Origin of the sequence: Acinetobacter sp. PW68, assembly GCF_020982655.1 — a bacterium.
Taxonomy (GTDB): domain Bacteria; phylum Pseudomonadota; class Gammaproteobacteria; order Pseudomonadales; family Moraxellaceae; genus Acinetobacter; species Acinetobacter towneri_A.
Genome location: NZ_JAHZSX010000001.1, coordinates 988,296 through 1,007,437 on the forward strand (window position 1 = coordinate 988,296; position 19,142 = coordinate 1,007,437).

Sequence of the window (19,142 nt, forward strand, 5' to 3'; positions counted from 1 at the left end):
TTTTTAGGATATAACAATAATGTCAGAAGTAAACTTTACCGATTTGGTTGAACCTGTTGCTGTAGATCGAAAAACTGCGTTACGCATTACAGTATTGGGTGGTGGCAGTTTTGGCACCGCAATGGCCAATACAGCAGTCCGTAATGGCTGTGACACGATGATTTGGATTCGTGACGAAGCGACTGCCAAAGAAATTAATGAAACGCATATTAATCGACGTTATTTGCCAGATTTTCAGTTGGAACAAGACTTAAGAGCTGTTTCAGACTTAGAAACTGCAGTCCGTGACCGTGACATTATTTTAGTGGCTATTCCAAGTCATTCGTTCCGTAGTGTGTTGCGTCAAATTAAGCCTTTTATTAGTGCCCAAGCAGTGGTGTCTTTAACTAAGGGGATTGAAGCCAAAACTTTTAGTTTTATGAGCGATATTATCCGCGAAGAATTACCAGAAGTGCCGTATGGCGTATTGTCTGGCCCGAACCTTGCTAAAGAAATTGTGGCGGGGCAGCCTGCAGGTACAGTCATTGCCAGTCATTCTGAGTTGGTGCGTTATGCCGTGCAGCAAGCTTTGCATAGTGCCTTATTCCGTGTTTTTGCCAGTGATGATGTGAATGGTGTGGAATTAGGCGGTGCACTGAAAAATATTTATGCAGTAGCAATGGGGATGGCTGCAGCCTATAACGTGGGTGAAAACACTAAAAGTATGATTTTAACCCGTGCATTGGCAGAAATGAGCCGTTTTGCGGTGAAACTTGGCGCAAATCCATTGACCTTTTTAGGTTTGTCGGGTGTTGGTGACTTGTTTGCAACCTGTAGCAGTCCATTGAGTCGTAACTATCAAGTAGGTTATGCATTGGGTAAAGGCAAAACGTTGCAACAAGCCACAGAAGAATTGGGGCAAACAGCTGAAGGAATTAATACCATCGTGCAAGTGCGTGCGCGCTCGAATGAATTAGATGTGTATATGCCAATCACTTGTGCACTTTATGAAGTGATTTTTGAAGGTGCGCCGCCCATGAACATTGCACTGTCTTTAATGAAGAATGGACATCGTAGTGATGTGGAATTTGTCTTGCCACATCATCTAGTTTAGTTTTACATCGATCAAAACAGCGCCACAGCAAATAAAAACTTGCTTGAAATATGACAGTTTGGTGAACTGAATTGTCATATTCTCAGGTTATACTGAGCGTATAATTTGAGTTAAATTGACACAACTTAATGTGTATCATCGTATAAGGAAATTCTATGCAACTGACTCTTGTTCGTCATGGTGAAGCCGCTCCTGCGATTATGGGCAATGATCATCAGCGTCCATTGACTGAGCGTGGTCATATACAAGCACAAGAAACGGCAGATTATTTAAAAAATATCATTCAGCCCGATGTGTTTGTAGTCAGTCCTTTACTGCGTGCACAAGAAACTTTGGCACATTTGCAGCAATATTTTAAAGATGTGCCTGTGGTGGTCTGCAATACCATTAAACCTGAAGATGATGCAAAAGTTGCTGTGGAATGGTTGTCACAATTGCCGTATGAGTCAATTGCAGTGGTGTGTCACATGAATGTAGTGGCGCACATGGCAGAGATTTTGACTTCAGAATCATTCCATCCCTATCATTTGGCAGAAGCACGGATTTATGAGCAGGCAGTAATTGCTGCGGGGCTTTCAACCCAAATCAAAAGTTTTATTCCAAACGCATAAAATAAATGTATAAAGTTAAATATAATTCAACGGTAGAACGATAATAATGCTGTATTTATGGATGCCAGAAGCCAATGGGGTTTGGCAATGGTCAAATGGGGAACACTGGACACAGGCAGATAATCTTGATGCCTTGATTCAGGCATTGCAGGCTTTTCAAGGAAAAGATGCTGTGGTGTTTTTCCCAAGCCGTGATGTGCAAATCATGCAACAAACTTTGCCTAAAGCTCAATATAAACAATTGGGTACCGATGGTGTGAAGTATTTATTAGAAGAATATACCGTATTGCCAATTGATGCGATGCAGGTGGCTCATCATTTTCAGCCACCTGAGCAAATAACCGTGTTGGGAGTTGCTAAGCATAGTATTGAAACCTATTTGCATGTATTAAGTTTGTTGCCAGTTAAAATCAGTGCATTGTTACCTGACTTTTTAATCTTGCCGCAACCTGATGTAGGGCAAACGGTGATTGGAAATATTTGCGGACGCTTGTTGGTACGTGAAAGTGAATTTTTAGGTTATTCAGTTGATGATCTGGCGCTTTATCTAGATTATCAAACTGCAGAACGAAACTATAAAATCACCAACTTTAGTGCAGAGCAAATGCAAAGTATTGAAGCATTTGCAACACAAGAACAATTAGAAAGCTTTCATTATGTAGTACCTGCATTAGTGAAAGCCAAACAGCATCCATTCAATATGCTGCCAAAATCCAAGCAAGACACGGGTGTTTCAGGTTATTGGAAAGCCTGTGCAGCAGTATTTCTTGGGATTTTAATTGTACAGTTTAGCTATGATGCACTGCGTTGGAGCAAACTTAAAAAAGTAGCAGATCAAACAGCGGTTCAAGCCATAGAACAATATCAATATTGGTTTGGTGCAAATAGTCGTATTACCGAACAAAATATTCAAAGTCAGTTTCAAAGTCAGGTACGCATGAGTAAAAATGCAGATACTCAAGCGCTGCAATTGCTCAGTCGTGTTGGCCCTGTGTTGATGCAAAATCAAATTGTGGCTAATCGTGTGAGTTTTGATGCCAATATGTTGAACATGGAATTGAATGCCAACTCGGCAGCGACCTTGCAAGCGCTCACTCAGCAATTGAATCAGCAGGGTTTTAAGGTCGAGCTGGGTAATATTCAGCCGAGCGCGTCAGGTGCAGTAGGATTGGTGAAAATACAATAATGAAAGCCATTGAAAAAATGTCAACTTGGTTCGATCAACGTATTGAACTGGTGCAAGATTATTTAGATCGTTTAAATACACGTGAACGTGTTTTGGTGGTATTTACCACAATCTTTGTGATCGTTGCTGCTGTGGGTTCTGCGTTGTGGTATATGCATGCCGCAGCCGAAAAACAGCAAAAACGGGTGAATGATCTTAAAGATTTGGTGGTGGTGATGCAAAGTCATGCAGTCACCATGAAACCTGCCAATGATGCACAACTCAGTGCAGCCGATAAAATTCAGCGTGTGGCTCAGCAACAGGGTTTATCGGTTGCTTCGCAGCAAAGTGGTGACAAGATGCTACTGGTGGCGAGTCATGTCAATTATGCTGTGTTGGCAAATTTTTTAACCCAATTGGCGCAAATGGGTTTAAGTATCGAAAAAATGGAATTAATTTCTGAAGCAGGGCAGATTAAATTAACTGCGACAGTCCAGTAAAGGCTAAAAATAAAATCCGAAACTCGGAAAATAAACTCATGTCAAGCATAGCGTTTTGAACGGGCTAAGCCTATAATATGGCGACTTAGAAAGCAGTAGACTTTTGCAGATATGTTGTATTCTCTAGCCCGCCCGCTGTTATTTTCTTTAGCACCAGAGCGTGCACATGAGCTGACACTATCACTGTTGAAATCGAGCCATAAAATGGGCTTGATGCGTCAAAAGACTGTAGCGAAACCTCTGACTTGTATGGGAATTGAATTCCCTAATCCAGTAGGTTTGGCAGCGGGTCTAGACAAAAATGGTGCGTATATTGATGCCTTAGCTGGTTTGGGCTTTGGGTTTATTGAAATTGGCACCATTACGCCACGTCCTCAAGCGGGCAATCCGCATCCACGTTTATTCCGTATTCCACAGGCCAAAGCCATTATTAATCGTATGGGTTTTAATAATGATGGGGTCGATCAGCTGATTGAAAACGTCAAAGCGGCAAAATTTAAAGGCATTTTGGGGATTAATATTGGCAAAAATGCCGATACACCAGTTGAAAATGCAGTAGATGATTATCTGATTTGTCTAGAAAAAGTCTATAATTATGCCTCTTATATTACTGTAAATATTTCATCACCGAATACCAAAAACTTGCGTAGTTTACAAAGTGGTGATGCGCTGACTGAATTATTGCAAACCCTCAAACGGCGTCAGTTGGAGTTGGCAGAAGAACATCAACATTATGTGCCGTTGGTATTAAAAGTTGCTCCAGATTTAGACCCAGAAGATATTCAGTTTATTGCTAAACAATTGTTGCAATTCAAAATTGATGGTCTGATTGTGACCAATACCACTTTGTCTCGTGAAGGCGTGGAGAATTTGCCGCATGGCGATGAAGCAGGTGGTTTGTCGGGTGCGCCTGTGTTTGAGAAAAGTACCGCATGCTTGGCAGCATTTTCAGCAGCACTGAAAGGTGAAATTCCTTTAATTGGTGTAGGTGGCATTTTATCGGGCGAACAAGCTGTTGCCAAAAAAAATGCAGGTGCAAGCTTGGTTCAGGTGTATAGTGGTTTAATCTATGCAGGTCCTGAGCTGGTTCAAGATTGTGTAAACGCCTTGTAACTTATGAATACCATTGATATCGTTATTCTGATTCTCTTGCTGATTGGAGGGTTGAACGGTTTGCGACAAGGATTTATTAAAGCCTTTGCGAACTTGGTAGGATGGATTTTTGCCCTGATTGTTGCGGCAAAATATGCAGTTGTCCTAGCACCTTCGATGACAGCTCTCAGCAGCGATCCTGTGGTACAAAAAATTGCAGCCTTTGCATTTATTGTCTTGGTCATTGTGGTACTGACCTGGATTGTTACCGCTGTTTTAAATGGTGTGTTAAAGAGCTTGAAGCTTGGCCCATTAAATCGTTTGGCAGGCGGTGCATTTGGTACATTGAAAGGCTTGCTCATTGTCCTTATTGCTATGCAAGGAATTGCTCCTTGGGTAGAAAGCTCGCCTTATTGGAAACAGTCTAAATTTGTGCAAATTTTGTTGCCATATGCACCGTGGGCAACCGAACTATCTAAAGACGCCGCCAATGGGGCTTTACAGCACATCAAGTCGAAAGATGCCATGCCATCTTCCGACATCTCATCTGACGCAAAAGAAAATCGCTCTAGTGCAGATGGCTCAACGAATAATCCTTTTTATTAATCCCTAGCTGGTCTGCGAGGTTGCTATGTGTGGAGTTGTTGGTATAGCTGGTAAATTACCTGTCAACCAAATGTTGTTTGATGCATTAACGATGTTACAACATCGTGGACAGGATGCAGCTGGGATCGTAACTTGCCACAATGGGCGTTTATTCTTGCGTAAAGATAATGGTATGGTGCGTGATGTATTCCATACGCGTCACATGCGTGCATTGCAAGGTAATTATGGTATCGGGCACGTGCGTTATCCAACTGCTGGTTCCTCAAGCAGTGCCGAAGCACAGCCATTTTATGTGAACTCGCCGTACGGGATTACTTTGGCACACAATGGGAATTTGACCAATGCCGAAGAAATTCACGAAGATCTGTTTAAAACAGATTTACGTCACATGAACACCGATTCTGATTCTGAAGTGTTATTGAACGTATTTGCACATGAATTGCAAAAACTTGGCAAATTAAACCCGACACCTGAGGATATTTTTCATGTGATCAGCCGTGTGCATGAGCGCTGTAAGGGCGCCTATGGTGTCGTTGCAATGATTACAGGTCAGGGCTTGGTTGGCTTCCGTGACCCGAATGGTATTCGCCCGTTGATTTATGGTTCACGTGAAACTGAACAGGGTATGGAATATATTATTGCATCAGAATCTGTGGCAATTACTGCACTGGGCTTTAAAGTTGAGCGTGATATCGCACCGGGTGAAGCAATTTTTATAAATGATGCTGGTGAGTTATTTATCCAGCAATGTGCCGCTAAACCTCAATATCGTCCATGTATTTTTGAATATGTGTACTTTGCCCGTCCAGATGCGACCATTGATGGCATTTCTGTGTATAAAGCCCGTTTAAAAATGGGTGAAAAACTGGCGCATAAAATTTCCAAAGAATGGGGCGAGCAGCACGATATTGATGTAGTGATTCCCATTCCTGATACATCCCGTACCTCGGCTTTAGAGTTGGCAAATATTTTAGGGGTTAAATTCCGTGAAGGTTTTATGAAAAACCGCTATATCGGACGTACCTTTATTATGCCAGGTCAGCAATTGCGAAAAAAATCAGTGCGCCAAAAACTGAACCCTGTTGAGCTTGAGTTTAAAGGTAAAAATGTACTGTTGGTGGATGACTCGATTGTCCGTGGTACGACTTGTAACGAAATCATCCAAATGGCACGTGATGCAGGTGCGAAAAAAGTATTCTTTGCTTCGGCGGCGCCAATGGTGAAATATCCAAATGTGTATGGTATTGATATGCCAGCCAAAGATGAGTTAATTGCGTCTAATCGTAATGTCGAAGAAATTCGTGAAATTATTGGTGCAGACCGTCTAATTTTCCAAGATTTAGAAGACTTAAAACAAGCCGTTCGTACCCATAAAGTACCGCATTTGACTGAATTTGATTGTTCAGTATTTGATGGTGTGTATGTGGCTGGCGGAATTGATGAAGCTTACCTGAATGATCTTGAACAAAAGCGTAACGACTTCGCTAAAAAAGGCAAAGATGGTTATATTGATGTCAATATTGATGCTGCGTCAGTAGACTTAACTGGTGTGAAAGAGAGTTAATTCTTTTTCTGATCAGCTCATTGAGAAAAGCGGGAAATTCCCGCTTTTTTCATTTATGATGGTGGCTCAAATACAATGTAATTCAGGATGTTTACATTGAGGTCTGTGAGTAGTTACTTGATTAAAAACAAAAATATGATTTGGTCTGCAATTTTATGTTTGGTTGCAGTCGCTTTGACCCTGTTTATCTTAAACATAGTTTTGGGTCTGTTGGTTTATTATGTGGATTCAAGCCAGTCCATCTATTGGCACAGTCTAAGCCCATACTGGATTACAGTTTTAGTGCTGATTATGACGGTATCCGTCATTTTGGAATTTTATGTTTTTCGTTCAGGCGGTCACTCCTTGGCAAAACAATTGGGTGCACGTCGTTTAACCCAGTTTGAAAGTACCCCAGAAGAAAGTACTGCACTTAAACTGAGCGAACAATTGGCAGATACTTTTCAAATTCAAGCACCCACCGTATATGTATTGCCCGATGAAATTGGGGTAAATGCCTTAACTGCAGGTTTTAGTCATAAAGATATTGTGATTATTTTGACTTGGGGTGCTTTACAAAACTTGGATGAACAAGAGCTATATGGACTACTTAGCCATGAGTTTAACCATATTTTGAGCGGTGAAACCATTGATAATACTAAGCTTAAAATCCTCTACAGTAGTCTAACCACGTTGAGTAAGTGGGGCAGTAGCATCGCCAAACTTGGCTTTGGACAGCATCGTGATGCACCGCCACATAAACTGGCAACTTTTTTTGTTGCTGTGGGTGGTGGCATTTGGTTATTGGGTAGTTTGGGAGTGTTGATTACTCGCTTCATTAAATACATTAGCTTAAGCGGACGTACTTTTAAAAATGATTTAAAAACCAAACGCTTGATTCAAAACAATGCCAATATTCAAACTTTGCTGCGAATTTATGTGCATCATGCGGGTTCGCAAATTCATAGTGAATATTCTGAATCTATCTCGCATATGTGTTTTGCCAATTCGCTCAGCCCGCAAAGTTGGATGAATATTCATCCAAGTATCGAAGCACGTATTTTTGAACTTGATCCAACTTTAGTACAAGATTTGCAGTTGGAAAATCTGAAGCGTTTACGCAATCAACCTTTATTTAGCCTATTTCGCTCACTAGAAGAAATGAATGCGGAATATTATGCACCGTGGAGCTCTCCACAACCTTTACCTTTGCTGCGCTTATCACCAATTAGCTTTGCAATTAATGATGCAATGAAGCCTCTCAAGCCTGAAATTCGCAATAACATGCCGCGTCCAGATTTGATTCAGCGTGCCTTACAAACGGCAACGGGTTCGCGTGAAGTGATTGTCGCCATTTTGATGATTCGCCAATATCGTGAATTTATTCCTGCTGAAGCAGAAGTAAGCCGTGCAATTGTAGATGCATTATTAAATTTGGATGGGCGAGTACATATCTCTATTTTCCATGATGCATGTAAAAATATTAGCGGTATGCCGCTGAGTATCGCGCGGCAGTTTTTAACCAAACTGGCAAAAATCATTCAGGAAGATGGTGAGATTGGTTTATTAGATGCTTTGCTGCTAGAGCGAATTAAGTTTGAATTAAATTTGCTGCCCTTACATACGCCTGCAGCATTACATGAAGTGAAACCGCAAATTGTACGTTTAATTGATGCTTTATTGCATGTGCAGCAGATTAATAGCGTCAATCAGTTAGATGTACGAGAACGTATTTTAGAGCGTATTTTAACTGCAGATGAATTGATTGCTTATGAAGAAATCTCAGATGAACCCATCGATTTATCAGAAATTTTAAATGATATGGCAGGTTTGCTGCTGCGTGATCGACTGATGGTGTTAGGCATTGCTGAAATTTGTTTGTGGAATGACCGTATTATCACCCAAGATGAATTGGATGTTTTGGAGTTGCTCTATTGGCGTTTAGGTTTTAAAACCGAAGAAATTGTCGAGCAAATGCAAAAACAAAACAGTTTGATGATTGTGTGACACTGATTGATTAGGTGTGTTTAAAGCAGATTTTGAGAAAAATACGAATAGGTCAGATTGGGTGAAAGAAAGCACAGCATTGTGCAGCCTTTCTAGGTAGAATAGGTGCTATCTTGTATATTCTTCTGTGATGAAAATGTGCAGCGAAAAATTAGCTAGGTGATGATAAACATGATGGGGCATCAGCGTGAGATTTTAGCCAGTTTGGGGATCGATATTTGGGTTTCTAGAACGGCTGTGGCTCAAACTTTGCCACAATCATCGCTTTGGCGCGATTTAGCTGCCCCTGAATTACACAGTGAAATTATTGTTCTAGCTACAGTCAATCAGCAATCAAAACAACAACAGTCAACTATTCTCGAAAAGCCTGCGCAAGAACCATCTCCTCAACATACAGCAGTGGAAGTGGTTGCGCCAGATGATATTCCTGAAGCGCGTGTCATACTGCAGGTCGAAGCTTTTAGCATTGAAGCTTTACAGTTACCGCATTGTGTTGTTTTGGTAGAAAGCACTGCATTGAGTCAGAATCAGCAACAATTGTGGCGTAATATTCAGCATGCGCTGCAGGCTGAATATCATGTATTACAATGGCCTTTTGCCTTAGAAGTATTACAAGACGGCATGGGGGTAGAAAATTATGTACAAGGTTTTGTTGATGTTTTAAGCGCAGATAAAAACATGCTGATTTTAGGTCATTTACCGCATTTTAAATCTGAACAGTGTTTGCATTTAGCCAGTTTGCAAGAAATGCTAGATCAGCCACTGTTGAAAAAAAGCCTGTGGGATGCGATCCAAGCCACATCGTGACAGCTCAAAGCCTAAGTCGATTCTGATATTCAAAAATTTACCTATTTAAGCAATTATATACACGGAAAAGGGATAATCATGCGTAAAAAAGTGGTGGTGTTTAGTCAAATTGATGCAGAAATTTTAAGTAAGCTAGAGCAAGATTATCAGGTGGTGCAGGTCAGCCCTAAATTGGGTGATGTGAATCAACAGTTGCTTGAGCATGTGCAAGATGCCGATGGCATGATTGGTGCAGGGCGTTTGCTTAATCAAAGCAACTTGCATACTGCAAACAAACTCAAAGTGATTTCGAGTGTTAGTGTCGGTTATGACAACTATGATGTAGATTATTTAACCCAACAAAAGATTAGCCTCTGCCATACACCGCATGTCTTGACTGAAACTACAGCCGATTTAGCCTTTACCTTATTGATGAGTGCAGCACGACAAGTGCCATATTTAGATCGGTGGACTAAACAAGGACAATGGAAAAGTACTGTTGGCGCAGCGCAGTTTGGACAGAACATTTATGGTAAAACTATTGGTATTGTAGGTTTAGGGCATATTGGTGCTGCTATCGCGCGTCGTGCATTTCATGGTTTTAATATGAACGTGGTGTACCATAATCGTCGTGAAAAAATGGAAGTGGCGCAAGCATTTAATGCGGAATATTTGAGTCTGGATGAATTGCTACAACAGTCTGATTTTGTGGTGCTGGTAGTCGATTTAAATGTGGATTCTAAAGCCTTAATTGGTCAGCGTGAACTGGATTTAATGCAGTCACATGCAATTTTGGTCAATATTTCGCGTGGTTCGGTCATTGATGAACAGGCACTAATCCAGACCTTGCAAGCAGGCAAAATTTTTGCCGCAGCTTTGGATGTCTATGACAAAGAACCCCTGCAAGAATCACCATTATTTGAGTTAGACAATGTCGTCACTTTGCCGCATATTGGTTCTGCAACTACAGCAACTCGTAAAAAAATGGCAAATTTAGCTTATAAAAATTTGGTTGATGCGCTGGAAGGACGTCGTCCACAATATGTGGTTAATCCTGCTTGCTATACGCCCTAAAGTTACAAGTGACTGGATAAAAATTGATAACACATCATTGCAAATGCGTTCATTTTTCAATGTTATAGTCAATCATTATGCAAGATATGTATTTGAGATCATCCATTGAAACGTGTATTACTGATCTGCGGTTTGAGTTTTGCCAGTATTGCGACTACCCAAAGTGCCAATTTAACCACCACAGCACAATTTAATGTGCCTGAAATTGGCAGTGGTGTGGGTTTAATTGATCAGCAAAAAGAACGCAGTATTGGTGAAAAAGTCTATCGGGAAGTGCAGCGTAAAATGCCTGTCACACAAAACCCGTGGCTAGAAGATCAATTAATCAATACGTTTTCGCATTTACTCAGCCAAACTCAACTGGGGCAGCCTATTGGGCTACTCATTATCAATGATCCACAAATTAATGCCTTTGCCGTGCCAGGCGGTTTATTTGCGTTAAATACAGGGCTCATTAATTCTGCCCGTAATATGGATGAAGTTGCTGGTGTAATGGCGCATGAAATTGCCCATGTATCGCAACGTCATTACAGCCGATCTCAAGAGGTATTTAAAGGACAGGGCTTGTTGGCACTGGCTGGAGTTGTGGTTGGAGCATTGGTTGCCTCACAAGCAGATGGTGATGCAGGCGCAGCAGTGATGATAGGTTCTCAAGCCGCTTTAATGGATCAGCAATTGACCTATAGCCGTAATCAGGAACGTGAAGCGGACCGTATAGGCATGCAATATATGTATAGCGCAGGCTATAACCCACAGAGCATGGCAGACTTTTTTGAGGTGATGCATCGTACCACCAGCCGAGTCAGCTTCTTACCAGACTTTTGGTTTACCCATCCCTTAACCTCAGAGCGGATGAGTGAGGCGCGTTTACGTGCCAATCAATTACCACCTGTGCCAACCTCGCTGCGTGATGAAGACTTTGAAATTTTAAAGTTATATAGCTTGGTGGTTTCTCAGCAGGCGACAGAACAACAGCTCAAAGCATTTGCAACCCGTAACCATTTTGCTGCACAGTTGGCTTTGGCTTATTTTTATAGCCAGCAAGGCGATTTTGTTTTGGCGCAGCAAACCATAGATCAGGCTAAAAATCACAATCGTTTACATAATTTATTTACACTTATTCAAACTGACATTTATTTAGGACAAAATAAAATTGATTTGGCGCTCAAAACAATTAGCTCACCTGCGCGAATTATGCCTGAAAATCGTGCACTGAATTATAAATGGGCAGAGGTTTTGATTCGTCAAAATCAAACCGCACAGGCAGAAAGTATTTTGAAGGATTTCTTGAAAAAAAATCCGCGTGATTTATCGGCCTGGAATTTAATGCAGCAAGCGGCAAATGCAGACCGAAGTTCTGCATTACGCACGGTAAATGTGTTACGGTATCGTGCAGAAGTGCAGTATTGGTCAGGTTGGGAAGAAGAGGCGATTAAATCATTACTGCACGCCCAGCGCTTAGCCAAAGATAATCAGGCGATGTCGGCAAATATAAAAAACCGTGTGACTGAAATGCAAAGAGAGCGACAGTTAAAAATATAAGTCGGGCGTATAAACGGTGGCATAACAATAAAGAAAAGGAGTTTAAGAATGATTGAGGGACAATGTTTATGTGGTGCGGTGTATTACCGTTACCATGCCGAAATTGAAAAAACAATATTATGTTTTTGCCAGCATTGCCGCCGTGCGCAAGGTGGTATTATGGGATGGAATAGTCCAGTTGCACGTGAACATTTTGAAGTGGTGCGTGGCTTGAAATATCTAAAAGAATATTTTCATAGTCCCAATAAAGCACGAGTATTTTGTCAGGAATGTGGCAGCCCGATTTATTCTTATCGGCTAGATTTACCCGATATTATTCGTTTGCGTTTAGGAACTGTGATACAAGGCAAAGTTCCCGAACCATGTGAGCAAGCTTTTGCGCAATACAAACCGAACTTTTTGGTAATTGAGTCGTGAGAATAGTCATTCACTGAATATACAATGCTAAAATAGAACTCGAAATTGAGTTGAAATTACCCTGTATTGAAAATGAAAAAATATATTTATTTATGCCTTATTTTGGGGATGAGCTTGCCAAATGTTTATGCTGCGAGCGCAGAGCAGTATGTGTTGGCTGTCGAAGAAATTAATACGCAATATAAACAAGATATTCGACAGTTTTTACGGGGTTTAAACCCACAACAGCAGGGTTTTAATTCGCAGCAACAGCAGCAGTTTTGCGGCATTGTTAGTCGTTATGTCGATCGTTTATATCAGGCAGCTGATGAAAACCGTGCCTATTTGGATCGTCGTTATCAAAATATTAATAAACAGGATGTGATTCAGCAGGTCAGTACATCTAAAGAAATGCAATTGCTGAAAAAGTATCAAGTGAACTGCGATTTAAAGTAAAAAGTTAAAGCAAAAGTGTCTAAGGGTGAGTAATAGTTATCTCATCCTTGTTTAGCATTTTACTGAATAGTATTAGCGAAAGATAGATTAAACAGGTTTAATCTGACTTTTAAATGGATATTTGGATAAACACAAATTTGGGATGAGCTAATTAGCTTAATTTAGCTTTAATTTTTGCAGATACTTGTGCAGGATCGGCGCGCCCGGCTATGAGCGGACGCAGAGAGTTCATCACCTTACCCATATCTTTCATGCTAGTAGCTTGTTGCGCTTGAATGGTTTGCGCAATCATGGAATCAAGTTCTTCCTCAGTCATAGCTTCTGGTAGAAACTGAGATAACACCTCAATTTCGGCTTGTTCCTTACTAGCTAAATCTTCTCGGCCAGCGCCTTCAAAGGCTTTAACCGATTCTTTACGTTGTTTAATTTGCTTTTCAATGACCGCAAGAACCTGAGCATCGTCAAGCTCTTTGCGCTCATCGACTTCGATTTGCTTAATTGCTGCCTGTAGACTACGAATTACCGTTAACTTATCCATTTCTTTAGCGCGCATAGTCGCTTTTAAAACGTCAGTGATTTGGTTTTTTAAAGTCGTCATCATTTAATCCAGACAGGCAATCACAAATTAATTAGTAAAGGCGAGTAGTACGTACTGATTCACGCGCCAATTTCTTTTGGTAGCGTTTAACAGCAGCCGCTTTTTTGCGCTTACGTTCTTGAGTTGGTTTTTCGTAGAATTCACGCTTACGTACGTCAGCTAAAACACCTGCTTTTTCGCAAGAACGTTTGAAACGACGGATAGCTACGTCTACTGGTTCGCCTTCTTTCAATTTAACTTGTGGCATGAAGAATCCTCATTAAGTTATGGATAAGATCTGGGCGAAATTGCCCACGATCACAAGTGAAGGTCAGTATTTTACTCATTTACATCTCATATCACAAGTCTATAATAGGTTTCGCAATAGAATTGATACAGGTTATAGGCAATTTTATGATCGTTTTAGGCTTAGAAACATCTTGTGATGAAACAGGACTTGCGCTGTATGACAGCGAGTTAGGTTTGCGTGGGCAAGTACTGTATAGCCAAATTAAATTGCATGCAGAATATGGTGGTGTGGTACCTGAATTGGCATCACGCGACCATGTGCGTAAACTTATTCCTTTAATCAATCAATTGCTTGAGCAGAGTCAAGTCAAAAAATCTGAAATTGATGCCGTGGCGTATACACGTGGACCGGGGCTAATGGGCGCACTCATGACAGGTGCATTATTTGGGCGAACTTTAGCTTTTGCCTTAAATAAACCCGCAATTGGGGTGCATCACATGGAAGGGCACATGCTTGCACCATTGTTGTCTGCGACACCACCAGAATTTCCGTTTGTCGCTTTATTGGTTTCGGGTGGACATACACAGCTCATGGCAGCTTATGGCATTGGCCAATATGAATTGTTAGGTGAGTCGATTGATGATGCTGCGGGCGAGGCTTTTGACAAGGTTGCTAAAATGATGGGTTTACCGTACCCGGGTGGGCCAAATATTGCCAAATTAGCCGAACAAGGCGATGCCACAACCTTTGAATTTCCACGTCCAATGTTGCACCAAGGCTTAGAATTTTCATTTAGTGGTTTAAAAACTGCGGTTTCAGTACAAATGAAAAAGTTGGGTGATGCAAACCGTGATGCAGACATTGCGGCAAGTTTCCAAGAAGCGATTGTTGATACTTTGGTGAAAAAATCGGTAAAAGCTTTAAAACAAACGGGTTTAAAACGCTTGGTGATCGCTGGTGGTGTGAGCGCAAATACTCGTTTACGTGAGCGTTTAGAAGCGGATTTAGCTAAAATTCGTGCAGCAGTTTATTATGCAGAACCTGCATTATGTACCGACAATGGTGCAATGATTGCTTTTGCGGGTTATCAGCGTTTAAAAGCAGGGCAACAAGATGGTTTATCTGTAACGACTACACCACGTTGGCCGATGACGGAATTAAGTAATCCAAACGAAGCATAAAGCGGGTTGATGAAAAGAGGTGTAAAAGCCTCTTTTTTCATTTGTATCAACATGATAAATCTTGTTGAAGGTGTTCGGCTTTATTTAAACTCTATGCCAAACTACGAATTAAAAATAAGTTGTGAGAATAAAAGATGTATACGGGACGTTGTTTATGTGGACAGGTTAATTTTTCCATTCAACAGAAAATTCATACAATTTATCATTGTCATTGCAGTTTGTGCCGAAAGCAGAGTGGTACTGGTGCAAATGCTGCAACCTTAGTTCTTCAGCAAAATTTTAACTGGGAATCCGCTAAGAATACTGTCCATACTTATAAGAAGGACAGTGGCTTTACCTCATCTTTTTGTACTCAATGTGGATCCCCTGTACCTAATCAAGTGGGAAAAACGGATTATATGTGGATTCCTTTAGGTCTACTGGAAAATAATCTTCAACCAGAGCGGCGATTAAATTTTTGTCTTCAGTCGAAAACTGCTTGGATACCCACAATCGTTGCAGATCAGCATTATGCTGAATTACCAGAGTGGACGGTATTAGCATCACATTTTCAGTCGGATAGTTGATATTTTAGATATGCCATTTAATAAGAAAATGCCCAATTAAGTTTATTGGGCATTGAATGAATTGAAACATTTTACAAAGATTTTAACTGCGCAGACCCAATCCAGTGCTTCGAGAATTGATAAGCGGCACGACCAGAACGCTGCCCACGCGCCTGACACCAGCGTAAAGCTTCGGCACGCGCTTCAGCGGTGAGTTCCATCTCCGCCTTTTGTAGATAATGCTCCACAATTTCTAAATATAGATTTTGATCCATTGGATAAAACGATAGCCACAGACCAAAGCGATCAGACAATGAAATTTTTTCCTCAATCGCTTCTTGGGGATGCAATTCAGTATATTGTGGTACATCTACACGAGTGACAGGTGTGTTTTCGTGCATAAATTCAGGCAGCAGATGACGTCTGTTACTGGTCGCATAGATAATAAAATTACTGGAACCTGATTGTAATGAACCATCTAAAACACTTTTTAAAGTACGATAATTTTCATCTTCTGCGTTAAAAGCTAAATCATCGCAATAGACAATAAATTTCTCAGGGCGATGCTGAATGATTTTTTGAATTTCTGGTAATTCAGACAAATCATCACGTTCAATTTCAATTAAACGTAATCCTTGATTGGCATACTCAGTCAGCAAGGCTCGTACAATAGATGATTTGCCCGTACCGCGAGAACCTGTAAGTAACACATCATTTGCAGGTAAGCCATTTAAAAACTGCAATGTGTTTTGAATGACTTTTTCTTTTTGCTTTTCGATCCCTTTTAAATCATCTAAATCTATTTTTCTTGGTTGTTGAATCGCCATCAATTGTTGATCTTGCCATTTGAATGCAATAGCAGAAAAGTCGGTTTCTTGTTTTAAAGCAGGTAAACTTTGCTGTAGTTGTTGGAGTACATGCGAAAGTGATAATAAAATGTTGTCGGGTAAATCTAGGTTTGCCATGATAATTCAGCTTAAAAAATTCAGATCATATTGCTACACTTTAAGACTAGCGCAATTGACCTAGAGTTGACAATCAAAGTGTGTTGAGTCATTGACGCGTACGACAAATTTTTAGATATTGTTGTGTATAGTAGGCATAGGCAAGCGTAGTGCTGCGAATAAACTAAAGGATTGAGGAAGGCTATGTTATTTAAAGGTTTTACCGAAGATGTTAATCCGCATCAAGCCTATCGCATAAAAAAGCTCAAGCGCCAAATACAAAATGCCGAATCTTATGAAGAATGGAAAAGTATTGCCATTCGTATAGATGAAGAAACTGGTGCACAAGAATGGAAATATGACAACAGTTCACCATATTTTGACGCGGAAATTATTTCGCATCGTTTAAATTTATTACGCCGCTACCGCACTACCGACCGCAGTCGCGATTTAATTTATATATTGCGTGAAGGTTTAACTTTTGACATCGCCAATATTGCCCATCCAATGTTGTTCACTGCAACTTATGTGGGTACAAAAAAAATTATTGAAGATTATGTTGATGAGGTCAGCAAAAGTTTGGCTTTTGTCGCTTCAGATGAATGTCAGGCTTTCACCAAATCAGAAAAAATAGATTTTTTTCAGCAATGCCAAACGGCATACGGACAACCTGCATTGATGTTCTCTGGTGGTGCAACGCTAGGTTTATTTCACACAGGTGTTTGTAAGGCATTGTTTGAACAAGATTTAATGCCTAAAGTGCTATCGGGTTCGAGTGCAGGCGCAATAATGACTGCAATGTTAGGCATTTCAAAACCTGAAGAAGTACAACATATATTGGGGGGGGAGTCATTTTTCCACGAAGCATTTCAATTTAGACAAATGCGGGAAATTATTAAAGGCAATGGGGGAATTGCCGATGTGCATTATTTAAAAAAATTCCTCATCAAGAACTTAGGCGATACAACATTTCAAGAAGCTTTTCAAAAATCAGGTTTACATATTAATGTGGCGGTTGCGCCTTATGATGCATCGCAAGACTCACGCATTATGAATAGCTTTACTGCGCCAGATTTGTTGGTTTGGAGTGCGGTGTTGGCCTCGTGTGCTGTGCCAATTTTATTCCCACCAGTACGTTTAACTAACAAGCGCTATGATGGTGAACACACTCCGTATATGGGTAAAACCCGCTGGGTGGATGGCAGTGTGCGTAGCGATTTCCCGCAGGAAAAAATGGCACGTTTATATAATATTAATTACACTATTGCCAGTCAGGTCAATCCACATGTAGTGCCGTTTATGCAGGATGATATTAAGCGTTATCGCAAAGATATGCTGAGTTGGCCAGAACGGATTATTCGTCGTCAGGGCAAAGTGATTAGCCGTGGGGTAATGGATTTTGTACGTGAGCGTGCAGGTGCTGTACCGCCAGTGCGTCGTTTGCTAGATCATGGTTATGGCATTGTCGATCAGCGCTATTATGGTGATGTGAATATTGTAGGAAGCTACAACCTGCGCCATTACACATATATGCTGCAAAACCCGAAACCACAATTGTTTAAAATTTTGCAGCGTGAGGGCGAACGCGCGACTTGGCCCAAAATTTCATCAATTGAAACGCATGCACGTGTTGGTAAAACTTTGCAACATTGCTTAGAGTTACTAACTGCACCTCAAAGAGCAGTATCTAATGAAGTCGCAGCAGAAATTCGCCCTAGCGTAAGTGTTGTTTAATGTTTTGAATTTGGATATTGAACAGTTAGACTCTGCGCAGTTCGAGTTGCGTAGTAAAGCAAAAAGTTTGCAACATGGTCGGCATATCTATCGTTTTGAAGATCAAGGGCAGTTTTATTGGCTTAAAGCCCAACAACCAGGTGTTCATGCAACAGTAGAGCAGGGCTTTGCACAAGAATGGAACTTTTATAAACAGTACGCGCAATCATCACATTTATCTTTTTTATTGCCATGTCAATTGATAGATGCTGTACCCATTCATATTCAGTCACATGACATTTCATTTCATTATTTACAGGTCTATTCACGTGCTTTGATTTTGCCTGAAGCAAAAGCCGCTCTTGCGATGGGTAATTTACCTGAGCATATAGAAGAGATTAAACACATATTTTGGCGTGTCTTTGAAGCAGTAGAAGCATTGCATCAATTGGATTGGATTCATGCCGACTTAAAAGCTGAACATCTTGTACAGTTAGATGGACAAATCAAGTTATTAGATTTTGAGCAAGTACAGAAAGTTACAGATATTCAATGTCAGGAGATAACCGCTACACCGCGTTATATGGCGCCAGAGTTATTTCACGGGCAGCCTAAAACTGCACAAAGTGATATTTATGCTTTAGGCATTATTTTTTATGAATGGTTAACGCAACAACGCTTACAGGCAAACAGTTACCATGATTGGGCGTATTTGCACTGTCAAAGATTGCATATTCAACTTCCTGCGCATCTACAGGCATTTTTACCACTATTGAATCACATGTTAGCAAAGCCCTATTCACAGCGTGCGTCGAGTATTGCTGAGTTGAAATTATTGCTTAGTGGCTGAATATGCAGAAGAAAAAATCAAAAAATAGGTTTTTGTTTTATATTTAAACAGTCATTGCGCTTTTTTATAAAAAAGGCTTGTCATCAGGAAGTGATCTCTATAATATACACAGCCATCGGGGACGTGGCGAAATTGGTAGACGCACTGGATTTAGGTTCCAGCGCCGCGAGGTGTGAGAGTTCGAGTCTCTCCGTCCCCACCACTTAAATAT

At 40.8% G+C, this 19,142-nt stretch carries 20 protein-coding genes and 1 tRNA gene; 18 read left to right on the forward strand and 3 right to left on the reverse strand.

The window, feature by feature from the left end:
- Nucleotides 1-19: 19 nt before the first annotated feature.
- The 13 genes from K1T76_RS04665 (at nt 20) to K1T76_RS04725 (ending at nt 12,871) form a co-directional block, all read left to right on the forward strand.
- Nucleotides 20-1,093, forward strand: a complete 1,074-nt coding sequence (locus K1T76_RS04665) for an NAD(P)H-dependent glycerol-3-phosphate dehydrogenase (protein ID WP_230244340.1) — start codon at nt 20-22, stop codon at nt 1,091-1,093.
- A gap of 155 nt (nt 1,094-1,248) precedes the next feature.
- On the forward strand, nt 1,249-1,704 hold the full coding sequence (locus K1T76_RS04670) for a SixA phosphatase family protein (RefSeq protein WP_004971483.1): 456 nt from the start codon (nt 1,249-1,251) through the stop codon (nt 1,702-1,704).
- 46 nt (nt 1,705-1,750) lie between these two features.
- A complete protein-coding gene (gspL, locus tag K1T76_RS04675) occupies nt 1,751-2,890 on the forward strand; it encodes a type II secretion system protein GspL (RefSeq protein WP_230244341.1) in 1,140 nt (379 codons plus the stop codon).
- Nucleotides 2,890-3,369 carry a type II secretion system protein GspM gene (gene gspM, locus K1T76_RS04680; RefSeq protein ID WP_230244343.1) on the forward strand — a complete coding sequence of 160 codons (480 nt, stop codon included), beginning with the start codon at nt 2,890-2,892 and terminating at the stop codon, nt 3,367-3,369. The genes gspL and gspM overlap by 1 nt, the downstream gene beginning before the upstream one ends.
- Nucleotides 3,370-3,480: 111 nt before the next feature.
- A complete protein-coding gene (locus tag K1T76_RS04685) occupies nt 3,481-4,482 on the forward strand; it encodes a quinone-dependent dihydroorotate dehydrogenase (protein ID WP_230244345.1) in 1,002 nt (333 codons plus the stop codon).
- A 3-nt stretch (nt 4,483-4,485) separates the two neighbouring features.
- Nucleotides 4,486-5,067 (forward strand): CvpA family protein, encoded by a 582-nt coding sequence (locus tag K1T76_RS04690; protein WP_230244347.1) that lies wholly within the window; start codon nt 4,486-4,488, stop codon nt 5,065-5,067.
- Between the two features lie 25 nt (nt 5,068-5,092).
- Entirely contained in the window at nt 5,093-6,631 is a 1,539-nt protein-coding gene (gene purF, locus K1T76_RS04695) for an amidophosphoribosyltransferase (protein ID WP_230244349.1), read from the forward strand.
- 96 nt (nt 6,632-6,727) lie between these two features.
- Nucleotides 6,728-8,617, forward strand: coding sequence for a M48 family metallopeptidase (locus tag K1T76_RS04700; protein WP_230245620.1), 1,890 nt, complete (start codon nt 6,728-6,730; stop codon nt 8,615-8,617).
- A 171-nt stretch (nt 8,618-8,788) separates the two neighbouring features.
- The gene (locus K1T76_RS04705; RefSeq protein WP_230244358.1) at nt 8,789-9,424 is read left to right on the forward strand and encodes a hypothetical protein; all 636 of its coding nucleotides are present in this window, start codon (nt 8,789-8,791) and stop codon (nt 9,422-9,424) included.
- A 78-nt stretch (nt 9,425-9,502) separates the two neighbouring features.
- Complete coding sequence (locus K1T76_RS04710) at nt 9,503-10,477, forward strand: 2-hydroxyacid dehydrogenase (RefSeq protein WP_070155997.1); 975 nt, start codon at nt 9,503-9,505, stop codon at nt 10,475-10,477.
- Between the two features lie 105 nt (nt 10,478-10,582).
- Nucleotides 10,583-12,019 carry a M48 family metalloprotease gene (locus K1T76_RS04715; RefSeq protein WP_435653745.1) on the forward strand — a complete coding sequence of 479 codons (1,437 nt, stop codon included), beginning with the start codon at nt 10,583-10,585 and terminating at the stop codon, nt 12,017-12,019.
- A gap of 48 nt (nt 12,020-12,067) precedes the next feature.
- Nucleotides 12,068-12,436 (forward strand): GFA family protein, encoded by a 369-nt coding sequence (locus tag K1T76_RS04720; RefSeq protein ID WP_230244360.1) that lies wholly within the window; start codon nt 12,068-12,070, stop codon nt 12,434-12,436.
- A gap of 72 nt (nt 12,437-12,508) precedes the next feature.
- A complete protein-coding gene (locus tag K1T76_RS04725; protein WP_230244362.1) occupies nt 12,509-12,871 on the forward strand; it encodes a hypothetical protein in 363 nt (120 codons plus the stop codon).
- Between the two features lie 151 nt (nt 12,872-13,022).
- On the opposite strand, the gene K1T76_RS04730 is transcribed toward K1T76_RS04725, so the two are convergent.
- Both K1T76_RS04730 and rpsU read right to left on the reverse strand, forming a co-directional pair.
- Nucleotides 13,023-13,469 carry a GatB/YqeY domain-containing protein gene (locus tag K1T76_RS04730; protein WP_104851814.1) on the reverse strand — a complete coding sequence of 149 codons (447 nt, stop codon included), beginning with the start codon at nt 13,467-13,469 and terminating at the stop codon, nt 13,023-13,025.
- Between the two features lie 31 nt (nt 13,470-13,500).
- Complete coding sequence (rpsU, locus tag K1T76_RS04735) at nt 13,501-13,716, reverse strand: 30S ribosomal protein S21 (protein WP_001136722.1); 216 nt, start codon at nt 13,714-13,716, stop codon at nt 13,501-13,503.
- Nucleotides 13,717-13,862: 146 nt separating this feature from the next.
- Between rpsU and tsaD the strand changes: the two genes are divergently transcribed.
- Together tsaD and K1T76_RS04745 are read left to right on the forward strand one after the other, a co-directional pair.
- Entirely contained in the window at nt 13,863-14,879 is a 1,017-nt protein-coding gene (tsaD, locus tag K1T76_RS04740; protein ID WP_230244364.1) for a tRNA (adenosine(37)-N6)-threonylcarbamoyltransferase complex transferase subunit TsaD, read from the forward strand.
- A gap of 134 nt (nt 14,880-15,013) precedes the next feature.
- On the forward strand, nt 15,014-15,445 hold the full coding sequence (locus K1T76_RS04745) for a GFA family protein (RefSeq protein ID WP_230244366.1): 432 nt from the start codon (nt 15,014-15,016) through the stop codon (nt 15,443-15,445).
- Nucleotides 15,446-15,516: 71 nt separating this feature from the next.
- On the opposite strand, the gene K1T76_RS04750 is transcribed toward K1T76_RS04745, so the two are convergent.
- Nucleotides 15,517-16,389, reverse strand: a complete 873-nt coding sequence (locus K1T76_RS04750; RefSeq protein ID WP_070155984.1) for an ATP-binding protein — start codon at nt 16,387-16,389, stop codon at nt 15,517-15,519.
- 183 nt (nt 16,390-16,572) lie between these two features.
- Here K1T76_RS04750 and K1T76_RS04755 point away from each other — a divergent pair, with 183 nt between their 5' ends.
- From K1T76_RS04755 to K1T76_RS04765, 3 genes are all read left to right on the forward strand, one after another.
- Nucleotides 16,573-18,102: a DUF3336 domain-containing protein gene (locus K1T76_RS04755; protein WP_230244368.1), complete on the forward strand. Its 1,530-nt coding sequence runs from the start codon at nt 16,573-16,575 to the stop codon at nt 18,100-18,102.
- A 4-nt stretch (nt 18,103-18,106) separates the two neighbouring features.
- Nucleotides 18,107-18,931 (forward strand): serine/threonine protein kinase, encoded by an 825-nt coding sequence (locus K1T76_RS04760; protein WP_230244370.1) that lies wholly within the window; start codon nt 18,107-18,109, stop codon nt 18,929-18,931.
- A gap of 117 nt (nt 18,932-19,048) precedes the next feature.
- A tRNA-Leu gene (locus tag K1T76_RS04765) sits at nt 19,049-19,133 on the forward strand.
- Nucleotides 19,134-19,142 lie beyond the last annotated feature (9 nt).